Origin of the sequence: Streptococcus infantis, assembly GCF_047460825.1 — a bacterium.
GTDB classification, from domain to species: domain Bacteria; phylum Bacillota; class Bacilli; order Lactobacillales; family Streptococcaceae; genus Streptococcus; species Streptococcus infantis_V.
On sequence record NZ_JASHFO010000003.1, the window covers coordinates 1 to 11,533 of the forward strand.

General features: G+C 41.0%; 5 protein-coding genes and 1 pseudogene. 5 read left to right on the plus strand and 1 reads right to left on the minus strand.

Features of this window, described 5'->3' with window-relative positions; genetic code table 11:
* Positions 1-277: 277 nt before the first annotated feature.
* Positions 278-508, minus strand: a complete 231-nt coding sequence (locus tag QM911_RS01525; RefSeq protein WP_000443576.1) for a DUF1797 family protein — start codon at positions 506-508, stop codon at positions 278-280.
* A 196-nt stretch (positions 509-704) separates the two neighbouring features.
* On the opposite strand from QM911_RS01525, the gene QM911_RS01530 reads away from it, so the two are divergent.
* The 5 genes and pseudogenes from QM911_RS01530 to QM911_RS01550 form a co-directional block, all read left to right on the plus strand.
* Entirely contained in the window at positions 705-1,388 is a 684-nt protein-coding gene (locus QM911_RS01530; protein WP_371620906.1) for an amino acid ABC transporter permease, read from the plus strand.
* Entirely contained in the window at positions 1,388-2,122 is a 735-nt protein-coding gene (locus tag QM911_RS01535; protein WP_000140935.1) for an amino acid ABC transporter ATP-binding protein, read from the plus strand. Before QM911_RS01530 ends, QM911_RS01535 begins: the two co-directional genes overlap by 1 nt.
* A 132-nt stretch (positions 2,123-2,254) precedes the next feature.
* The gene (locus QM911_RS01540) at positions 2,255-3,109 is read left to right on the plus strand and encodes a bifunctional methylenetetrahydrofolate dehydrogenase/methenyltetrahydrofolate cyclohydrolase (RefSeq protein ID WP_414312891.1); all 855 of its coding nucleotides are present in this window, start codon (positions 2,255-2,257) and stop codon (positions 3,107-3,109) included.
* A 238-nt stretch (positions 3,110-3,347) separates the two neighbouring features.
* On the plus strand, positions 3,348-11,195 hold the full coding sequence (locus QM911_RS01545) for an SIALI-17 repeat-containing surface protein (RefSeq protein WP_414312892.1): 7,848 nt from the start codon (positions 3,348-3,350) through the stop codon (positions 11,193-11,195).
* Positions 11,196-11,365: 170 nt separating this feature from the next.
* Positions 11,366-11,434: pseudogene (locus QM911_RS01550) on the plus strand (YSIRK-type signal peptide-containing protein); the annotation flags it as partial.
* Positions 11,435-11,533 lie beyond the last annotated feature (99 nt).

Consider the following 11,533-nt stretch of genomic DNA (forward strand, 5'->3'; position numbering starts at 1 on the left):
TGCTACAAAAAAGGCTACTAGAGACGAGCCAGTAGCCTAATACAATTTTTTCACCTTCATTATATCACAAGGGGAGTCTTTTTGCGCTCTTTTGAGTTTTCGTATAAGAAATCGATAGACAAAGTCTCGATTTCGTAGTCCCAGCCCCGCGAAGATGATTAGGAGTTTTGGAAGTCTAAAAGACGAACGAAAAGTCCAATCAGCTACCGCGTCAAAGTTTGATTGCTAATAAAAAGTGAGGTCGGGATCTTTTGTCCCAACCTCTGTATATCTATTATTAGTATAGAAGTTCGTAAATTTCCATCGCAATCAAGTCGATGCTGTCAAAAGTATATGTTTCACGAGCTTCAACATCACGAAGTGTAAAGATTGGGCCATTTTCTTCATCATGGTTAAAAGCAACTTCAGCTACAACAACTCCCTCGCGCTCAAAGTTACGTTTTAAGTTACCACCATCTTTTGTCATTGCTTCTAGGCGGTTGATGATTCTAACCAAATGTGATTCCATTTTGATTCTCCTTCATTTCTTATCGTTACTATTTTACCATAAAGAGTATCCACTTGACTAGAAAAAACTAAGATTTCTTGCTATTTCTGTTTTCTTTGAAATTTTATTGAAAATAAAAGGAAAAAGATTGCATTTTTATTCAAAACATGTTATACTCATACAAGTTTTAAGTTAGAAATTAGAAAGTAGTGGATTTATGAATTTTTCTTTTTTACCTAAATATCTGCCATATTTTAACTATGGTGCTCTCGTAACAGTCTTGATCTCTGTTTTGGTTGTCTTTTTGGGGACAATTTTAGGGGTAGTCTTGGCTTTTGCTCAACGTTCTAAAATGAAGCCCATAACTTGGCTTGCCAATGTTTATATTTGGATTTTCCGTGGAACACCTATGATGGTACAGATCATGATTGCTTTTGCTCTTATGCATATCAATGCTCCGACAATTCAGATTGGAGTTTTGGGAGTTGATTTTTCACGTTTGATTCCAGGGATTATCATTATCTCTATGAATAGTGGTGCCTATGTATCAGAAACAGTTCGTGCTGGTATCAATGCAGTACCTAAAGGTCAATTAGAGGCGGCTTACTCTCTAGGGATTCGTCCTAAAAATGCCATGCGCTATGTCATCTTGCCACAGGCCATCAAGAATATCTTGCCAGCCTTGGGGAATGAGTTTATTACCATTATCAAGGATAGTTCACTCTTGTCAGCAATCGGTGTCATGGAATTGTGGAATGGAGCTACTACGGTGTCAACAACCACCTACTTGCCTTTAACTCCACTCTTATTTGCAGCCTTTTACTACTTGATTATGACCTCTATCTTGACACTAGCCTTGAAAGCTTTTGAAAATCGTATGGGACAAGGAGAGAAAAAATAATGACTGAAACGCTAATTAAAATTGAAAACCTTCATAAAAGCTTTGGAAAGAATGAAGTTTTAAAAGGGATTGATCTTGAAATCAAAAAAGGGGAAGTTGTGGTGATTATCGGACCATCAGGTAGCGGGAAGTCAACCCTCCTTCGCTCTATGAATCTCCTCGAAGAAGCGACAAAAGGCAAGGTTATTTTTGAAGGAGTAGACATTACAGATAAGAAAAACGACCTCTTTGCCATGCGTGAAAAGATGGGAATGGTATTCCAACAGTTCAATCTCTTCCCCAATATGACAGTGAAGGATAACATCACGCTTTCTCCTATCAAGACCAAAGGGGAAAGTAAGGAAGTTGCTGAGAAAAGAGCGCATGAGCTCTTGGAAAAAGTTGGTTTACCAGATAAGGCAAATGCTTATCCACAAAGTTTGTCTGGTGGGCAGCAACAACGTATCGCTATTGCTCGTGGTCTTGCCATGGAACCAGATGTCCTACTCTTTGATGAACCGACTTCTGCCCTAGACCCAGAAATGGTAGGGGAAGTACTAGCGGTTATGCAGGAACTTGCCAAGTCAGGTATGACCATGGTCATCGTAACACATGAGATGGGCTTTGCGCGTGAAGTAGCAGACCGTGTCATCTTTATGGCTGACGGTGTTGTTGTCGAAGACGGAACTCCAGAGCAAGTCTTTGAACAAACCCAAGAACAAAGAACCAAGGATTTCTTGAGTAAGGTTTTGTAAGAATATCATGAAAAGCTCCAACTGAGCTTTTTCTTATAGTTTCAGACTATAAGGTCTCTTAGGTAAGAAGTGTTAGAGGGACAAGTGTTTTTTTGATATAATAGAAGATATTTGTTAGAAAAGAGAAAACACATGACACAGATTATTGATGGCAAGGCTTTAGCAGCCAAGCTACAAGGACAATTGGCTGAAAAGACTGCGAAATTGAAGGAAGAGACAGGTTTGGTGCCTGGTTTGGTAGTTATTTTAGTGGGAGAAAATCCAGCCAGTCAGGTTTACGTTCGTAACAAGGAACGTTCAGCGATAGCTGCAGGTTTCCAAAGTGAAGTCGTGCGAGTTCCTGAGACCATTACCCAAGAGGAATTGTTGGACTTGATTGCCAAATACAATCACGATCCAGCTTGGCATGGTATTTTGGTGCAGTTACCCTTACCAAAACACATCGATGAAGAAGTAGTTTTATTGGCTATTGATCCAGAAAAGGACGTGGATGGTTTTCATCCGCTCAACATGGGGCGCCTTTGGTCTGGTCATCCAGTTATGATCCCTTCAACTCCAGCTGGTATTATGGAAATGTTTCATGAGTATGGGATTGAACTAGAAGGTAAGAATGCAGTCGTCATTGGTCGTTCTAATATCGTCGGTAAACCAATGGCCCAGTTGTTATTAGCTAAGAATGCAACTGTAACCTTAACCCACTCACGAACACACAATCTTGCCAAGGTAGCTTCTAAGGCCGATATTCTTGTCGTAGCAATCGGTCGTGCTAAATTTGTGACTGCTGACTTTGTCAAATCTGGGGCTGTTGTTATTGATGTGGGGATGAACCGAGATGAAAATGGCAAGCTCTGTGGAGATGTTGACTATGATGCTGTTGCGCCAATCGCTAGCCATATCACACCTGTACCTGGTGGAGTTGGACCTATGACCATTACTATGTTGATGGAGCAGACTTATCAGGCGGCATTGCGTAGTTTGGTTAAATAATACAAGCATTGATTTTATATAGTGAAGAAACAAGTTCTAAAAAATGAACTTGTTTTTTTCTTGCACTTCTTTTAATAAAATTACAGTAAAACTTCTACAAATTATTGAAAAAACTCTACTATTTTGATATATTAAAAGCATCAATATTTATATGGATAAAATAAGTAAGCGTCTAGAGGGAGGTTTATTTTTTGGAGTAAAATGTAATCGCTTACTAGAGCATTGGAAAGGAACAATAATGGATAAGAGATTTTTTGAAAGACGGTGTCATTATAGTATTCGTAAATTTGCCATTGGTGCGGCTTCAGTTATGATTGGAGCTAGTATATTTGGTCTTCAGGTGGCTCAAGCAGCTGAAACCGAAACAACAAGTCCCAGTGAGGAAACGATTCATCAAGTTCAACCTTTAGATAAGCTTCCAGATGATATTGCTGCAGCCATTGCAAAAGCTGAGCAAAATGGCCCACAATATTCCGCTACTGAAAAAGAAAGTGATACTGTTGAATCCGCAAAACCAATAACTGAAGAAAAGGTGACTGAGGCAACAAGTCCTAAGGAAGAAAAGGAAGCGGAAGTAGTCAGCCCTAAAGAAGACAAAGTTGAAAAAACTGAAAAACCTGCTGCTGAAGTAGAGGGGAAAGAGTCTACAGTTTCAGAAGCAAATGCTGAAAAGCCAGCAGTTCGAGAAGAACATACTGATACACCTAATCAAAATAAACCTGTAACGGATGATAAAAGCAAGGAAGAAAAAGCTTCTGCAAGTGAATCACCTCAAGCTACAAAAGAGAAGGAAAAAGAAAATCAGCTTCTTGAAGAGAGAAAACAAAATTTCAACAAAGACTGGTATTTTAAATTAAATTCTCAAGGTGATTTTTCTAAGAAAGATGTAGATGTTCATGACTGGTCTAAGTTGAACCTTCCTCATGATTGGAGTATCTATTTTGATTTTGATCACAAGTCTCCTGCTCGAAATGAGGGTGGTCAATTAAATGGTGGGACTGCCTGGTATCGTAAGACCTTTACTGTAGACGAAGCTGCCAAGGACAAGGATGTTCGTATTAATTTTGATGGAGTTTACATGGACTCTAAGGTTTATGTAAATGGCAAATTTGTCGGTCATTATCCAAGTGGTTATAATCATTTTTCATATGACATCACTGAATTTTTAAATAAAGATGGTAGTGAAAATACCATTGCGGTCCAAGTTACTAATAAGCAGCCAAGTAGTCGTTGGTACTCAGGAAGCGGTATCTATCGAGATGTGACTTTAAGCTATCGTGATAAGGTACAGGTGGCTGAAAATGGAAACCATATTACCACTCCAAAATTGGCTGAACAAAAAGATGGCAATGTTGAAACACAAATTCAAAGCAAAATCAAAAATACTGCCAAGACTCTAGCTAAGGTATATGTAGAGCAACAGATTTTTACTAAGGAAGGTAAGGCTGTTTCAGATTTGATTCGTTCTGTAACTAAGAGTCTAGCAGGAAATGAGACAGCTGACTTTAAGCAAACGATTTTGGTTAATAAACCAACTCTCTGGACAACAAAAAGCTACCATCCTCAACTCTATGTTCTAAAAACCAAGGTTTATAATGACGGGCAGCTAGTTGATGTGACAGAAGATACTTTTGGTTATCGTTATTTCAACTGGACAGCCAAGGAAGGCTTCTCTCTTAATGGCGAGAGAATGAAATTCCATGGAGTTAGTATTCACCATGATAATGGAGCCTTGGGGGCAGAAGAAAACTATAAGGCAACCTACCGAAAATTAAAACTCCTAAAAGATATGGGAGTTAACTCAATCCGTACAACCCACAATCCAGCAAGTCCACAGTTGCTTGACGCTGCTGCAAATCTAGGACTTTTGGTCCAAGAAGAAGCCTTTGATACTTGGTATCGTGGCAAGAAAACGTATGACTATGGACGTTTCTTTGACCAAGATGCAACTCACCCAGAAGCCAAGAAGGGTGAGAAGTGGTCTGATTTTGATCTTAGAACCATGGTTGAACGAGATAAAAACAATCCTTCAATCATCATGTGGTCACTCGGAAATGAAGTTGATGAGGCTGATGGTGGAGAACGATCACTAGAAACAGCTAAGCGCTTGAAAGCAGTTATCAAAGCTATCGATACCGAGCGCTATGTGACCATGGGTGAAAACAAATTCAGTCGTGCTTCTACGGGCTTGTTCTTAGAATTAGCAGCAATCATGGATGCTGTAGGTATGAACTATGGAGAGCGTTTTTACGACGCTGTTCGTAAAGCCCATCCAGACTGGTTGATTTATGGTTCTGAAACTTCTTCAGCGACTCGAACACGTGATTCCTACTTTTATCCTGCTAAAAATCTCTATCACGACAATCGTCCAAATCGTCACTATGAACAATCAGACTATGGTAATGACCGCGTAGCCTGGGGTAGAACAGCTACTGAATCATGGACCTTTGACCGTGATCGTGCTGGCTATGCAGGTCAGTTCATCTGGACTGGTTTTGACTATATCGGGGAACCTACACCATGGCATAATCAAGATAATACACCAGTGAAAAGCTCTTACTTTGGTATCATTGATACGGCAGGATTGCCTAAGAATGATTTCTATTTATACCGTAGTGAGTGGTATAGTGCCAAAGAAAAACCAACTGTTCGTATCATGCCACACTGGAATTGGACAGAAGAAACGCTCAAGGAACGTAATATGCTCATCAATGGCAAGGTTCCAGTTCGGACCTTCTCAAATGCTGCTAGCGTAGAATTGTTCTTGAATAACGAATCCCTTGGTAAGAAAGAATTTGTTAAGAAAACAACTGAAGATGGGCGCCCTTATCACGAGGGAGCTAAACCAAGTGAATTGTATCTTGAGTGGTTGGTTGACTATAGACCAGGTACCTTAACTGCTATTGCTCGTGATGAAAATGGCAAAGAAATTGCGCGTGCTAGTGTGACAACAGCAGGGGAGCCAGCTAGAGTTCGACTCACCAAGGAAGAACATGTCATCACTGCAGACGGTAAAGATTTGTCTTATATCCATTATGAAATCGTTGATGAAGATGGCAATGTCGTTCCAACTGCCAATAATCTTGTTCATTTCAATCTTCATGGCCAAGGACAAATCGTTGGTGTGGATAATGGAGAACAAGCTAGCCGTGAACGCTACAAAGCTCAGAAAGACGGCACATGGCAGAGAAAAGCCTTCAATGGTAAAGGTGTTGTCATTGTTAAATCCACTGAAAAAGAAGGGAAATTTACCCTCTTTGCAGATTCTGCAGATTTAGCTTCTGATCAAGCAACAGTCACAACTGTTTCAGGTAAGAAAGAAAACCGTCACTTTGTTGCTTTTGCCCCTGTTAAGGCAAGAACTGATGTCAGTGAGGATCCTAAATTGCCAAAAACTGTGACAGCTATTTATAGCGACGGCAGTGTTGAAGAAAAAGCTGTAACTTGGGATATACCAGATGATCTCCTTACTAGTGCAGGTGAGAAAAAAGTTCTTGGTAGCGTGGAAGGACTTGAAGCTAAGGCTGAAGCCCTTGTTAAGGTGGTTGCGCTCGATAAGTGGTTGCCTAAGGTAGCAACTGTGCCAGTTGGTACAGCTGCAGAAGATTTGGATAAAACTGTAACGGCTGTTTTGTCAGATGGTAACTTGGTTGATGCGGATGTCGTTTCTTGGACCTTGAAAGATCCTTCTGCCTTGACAAAAGAAGGTGGACGTACTGAAGCAACTGGTAAATTAGTTGGAAATGACTACGAGGTGACAGCAACCTTTATCGCAAGTGATCAGGAAACAGAAAGTACTGTTACAGGTCTCACAGTTGGAGATAAGACTCTTGAAAACTTTGAGCCTGGAAAGACCTACTACCGAGTATCCCTTCCTTATACTGCTGAAATCCCAAGTGTTGGTGCACAAACTACTGGCTATCAGGTAACAGTTCAACAGGCTTCGGCAGCTAATGATTATCAGGCTTCTGTGTTCTTGAGTGATCAAAAGGGTGACTTGGTTCAAACTTACTTGATTCAATTTGTGAAAGAAGCTCCTGCCTTGACACGCTTGGAAGTAAGTGTAGAAGGAAAAGAAAATGCAACAGAAGATCAAGTTCTTCCTTATCATGTAATTGGTCATTATGAGGATGGTTCACAGACTGAATTTTCAGCATCAGATATCCATTTGGAAGCTAAGTCAGCTGATGGTGGTCATCTGGAGGTAAATGGTCAGAACTTGCTTCTTTACAAGAAAGGTAGTGTAACCCTCACTCCTCGTATTGACAATCAAACTGATAAGACTCAATCTGTAGCCACTGAACTTGTGATAAAAGAAAATACAGTAGACAAGAAAATTGTCAAGCTTCATCCAGTGACGACCTCTACAGATATCAATCAGCAACCGAATTTGCCTGATCAAATCGGAGCAGAATTTGACAAAGGTTTGCCTCGTAAGGTAACTGTAACTTGGGATAAGGTGAATGAAAAAGAACTTGCTAGCTATCATAGCTTTACCCTAAAAGGTCATGTAGAAGGTACAGATATTGAAGCTACTGCAAACGTGACTGTTGAAGGTTTGCAGGTTGCTGAGGAAATCAGTTTAACTCTACCTAAGGGTGAAACAGTTCAATTGCCAGCTAACGTTCGTGCCTACCATTCTAATGGAACAACGGTTTATAAAGATGTCGTTTGGGATAAGGTGCCAGCTAACTTTAGTCAGACTGAAGGTATCTATGAAATCAAGGGTCAATTAGTGGGTAGCCATCTGACTACCAAGGCTCATGTTCGTGTTTCCAGTCAGGTTGTTGCGGGAAATAATATCTCGAAACAATGGACGGGTTCCCAATTGCCAGCAGCTATCGTGTCCAATACGGGTGGTGATGATTCGGCAAATACCTTGAACGATTTGACAGTTTCAAGAGCTAGCACAGATGTCAAGAACAGATGGACAACTTGGAGAACAAATACTGATAATGACTGGGCATCTATCTTGTTTGGTAACTCTGGTGATTTGACCAAACGTTTTGTAGACAATCTATCAGTCGATTTCTACACAGACGGGGCAATCGGACTTCCAAAAGAATATGTTATTGAATACTATGTCGGTCAAGAAGTTCCAGATCTTCCAAATGATGTCAATAATGCTCAGCGTGATACCAACCATCCATTCAACAATGCTGCCAACTGGAAAGAAGTTGAACATCTCAAAGCTCCAGGACAATTATCTGCAGGTCAAACAAACCACTTTACATTTGATAAGGTTGAAACTTATGCTGTTCGTATGCGTATGAAGAAAGCAGATGGAACTGCTGGTGTTGGATTGACAGAAATCACTATTTTAGGAAGTAAAGTTCCAAGTGCTACCAGCTCAGAAATTTCTATCCAAGTAGATGGCAAGAAGCTTGAGCATTTCAATCCGTCTAAGACAGATTATTATATTCCTCAAGCAAGCAAGGAAATCACTGCAACAGCCAGCAACAACGGTGTGGTAACAGTTGTTCCTGCAACAAGTGAAAAAGGTGCGACACGCCTTATCTTGAAAGCAGAAGACGGAACCATCTTGAAAGAATACCGCATCTTCCGTGATGACGAAAAAGAGTCAACACAACCAGTAGCTGCAGAAAATAGTGCCCAGACCTTGAATGTTGGTGATCAACTTCAATTGCCTGCAGAGGTAACAGTCTACTATCCATCACAGACTGGCTGGGTTAAGGCTAACCTTGCTGTACAATGGGATGCAGTTCCAGAACATGCGACTGCCGAAGAAGGTAGCTTTGAAGTTCTTGGTCATGTTCTAGGAACAGACTTAACAACCAAGATGCAAGTAACAGTTGTTATAAAAGGTAATCAAGTCATTTCAGAAAATGCAAATAATAATGAGACTGATTCTAAAGCCTTTGCGTCTACTACAAATGACACACAAGCAGCTTCTCGGGATAAGATTTTCTATATCAACGATGGGCACTTTAACGAAGATGGACGTTGGACTAACTGGTCTCGTACTCCGAAAGACCAAGAAACATCTGTGGGAATTCTCTTTAAGAAGAATGGTCAGATTACACCTCAATCTGTTGGAAAAGTAGCTATTCAATTCTTTAAAGACAGTGGAACAGATGCACCAGCTAAAATGGTACTAGAAAGATATGTTGGGCCTGCCTATACAGAACCAAGTACTATTTCTCGTTATGAAGAAAATGCGGATCATCCATTTAACAAGGCAGAAAATTGGCAAGAAATTCCTTATAAGGCGTCTGGAGAAATCGTGGCTGGTAAGCCAATCGAATTTACCTTTGATCCAATTCAGACAACAGCTATTCGAGCACGTATGACTCGTAAATCTACAACTAATGGTCTAGCAATGGTCGAATTTAGTGCTTACTCTCCTGCTAAAGCAAACGATGTGGAAACTCCTTCAGTGACTATTTCGGTTGCTGGAAAAGCATTGGAAAACTTTGATCCTGCGGTTTCAGATTATACAGTGAGCTTAAATGGCACTAAACCACAGGTGACTGCTCAAGCAAGTGGTCACGGTGTGACAACGGTTGTTGAATCTAGTCAGGATAACCTTCCTAGCCTTGTTCGTCTCCTTGCTAAGGATGGTAGTCTTGTCAAGGAATATCGTATTCACTTCAAGCCTAGTCACCGTATAGTTCCTGAAGAAGGTGACCAAAGTCCTGTTCTCGAACGACCAAGTTTAGAAGTTGTCAAGACCGAAATTCCATTTAAGGAAATTATTCGTGAAAACAATGACTTAGCTCAAGATGAACGTCGTGTAATCTCAGAAGGTAAGAAGGGTGAAAGAGTTGATTATGTTGAGGTTCTAGGATCTAACCGTACCACTGTTCATACAGATACGACAGAGGCGCAAGATCGAGTTGTTGAAGTCAAGGTCAAACCAGCCATTACTACAAGTAAGGGTGATGAACCAGCTCCAGTGGTAGAAGTGCCAGAATTTGAGGGCGGCGTCAATGCAGTAGAGGCTGCTAAGCATGAGTTGCCAGAATACACAGAGGCAGTTGGCACAGTAGGTGACGAACCAGCTCCAGTAGTAGAAGTCCCAGAATTCAAGGGCGGAGTCAATGCTGCAGAAGCAGCTAAGCATGAATTGCCAGAATACACAGATGCAGTTGGCACAGTAGGTGACGAACCAGCTCCAGTGGTAGAAGTGCCAGAATTTGAGGGCGGAGTCAATGCAGTAGAAGCCGCTAAAAACGAGTTACCAGAATACACAGAGGCAGTTGGCACAGTAGGCGACGAATCGGCTCCAGTAGTAGAAGTCCCAGAATTTGAGGGCGGAGTCAATGCAGTAGAAGCCGCTAAAAACGAGTTACCAGAATATACAGATGCAGTTGGCACAGTAGGCGATGAGCCAGCTCCAGTAGTAGAAATCCCAGAATTCAAGGGTGGTGTCAATGCAGTAGAGGCAGCTAAGAATGAAGTCCCAGAATTTACAGGTGGCGTCAATGCGCTAGAAGCCGCTAAGAATGAATTACCAGAATACACAGGAACAGTGGCTACAGCTGGAAATGAGCCAGCACCAAATCTTGTTAAACCAGCCGAAGAGGTTCGAATTTTGACTGATAAGGAAACTGGAGTTCTGGTAGCAGGGCTAACTACAGAGTTACCTAAAGACCTCAAGCTTCAAGTTCAAAAGGTTCTACGTCAAGAATTAGCTGGTAAGCACTACGATGCATATCAAGTGAAATTGCTGGATAAGGACAACCAAGAAGTTGAACTCAAAGGTGCTGTCCTAGTGAGATTACCAGTCAAGGGACAGGTTCAAGGAGTTTATCACATGAGCTTAGATCAAGGCTTGCAGGTTCAAAAGGTGACGCTTGTAGGTGACATGGTTGAATTTGTCACCAAAGATCTAGGACTTTATGCGATTGTCTATAAAGAACAAAACCAAGAACCAGTAAAACCAGTAGAACAAGCTCATGAACCAGCAGTTAAGGGAGAAAACTTTGAAAATGCTTCAGAGAAAGTAGATTCAGCAAGACTTCCAGAAACAGGTGAAAGTCGATCTGACACAGCTGCCTTCCTAGCAAGTCTCAGTCTTGTTTTATCAGTAGCTCTACTAACTGTTAAACGTAAAGAAAAATAGAGTTTGGAACTCTACATTGCTGATTGATTGTAGAAATACTTGGACTATCCCAGTGGATAGGATCGAAAAATGCTACAACCATATGGAGAGGACCTCTTGTTTCTCTCCATTTTTTAAAATAGGGATGAAACCGCTTAGATGAGTGGTTGGAGGAAAGGAATAGAAGAAAGATGGATCATCAATTTTTTGAGAAACGTTGTCATTATAGCATTCGAAAATTTGCAATAGGAGCAGCTTCAGTAATGGTTGGTGCGAGTATCTTTGGAGCCAGCATGGTACAAGCTGCAGAGACAGAGTCCGCACTAGAAGCAGAAACCAGTCTTACACAGCTTCCACCA

What these genes read in the sequence shown, in the direction of transcription:
- QM911_RS01525 (WP_000443576.1), bottom strand. Translation starts at nt 508, where the DNA reads ATGGAATCACATTTGGTTAGAATCATCAACCGCCTAGAAGCAATGACA.
- QM911_RS01530 (WP_371620906.1), top strand. Translation starts at nt 705, where the DNA reads ATGAATTTTTCTTTTTTACCTAAATATCTGCCATATTTTAACTATGGT.
- QM911_RS01535 (WP_000140935.1), top strand. Translation starts at nt 1,388, where the DNA reads ATGACTGAAACGCTAATTAAAATTGAAAACCTTCATAAAAGCTTTGGA.
- QM911_RS01540 (WP_414312891.1), top strand. Translation starts at nt 2,255, where the DNA reads ATGACACAGATTATTGATGGCAAGGCTTTAGCAGCCAAGCTACAAGGA.
- QM911_RS01545 (WP_414312892.1), top strand. Translation starts at nt 3,348, where the DNA reads ATGGATAAGAGATTTTTTGAAAGACGGTGTCATTATAGTATTCGTAAA.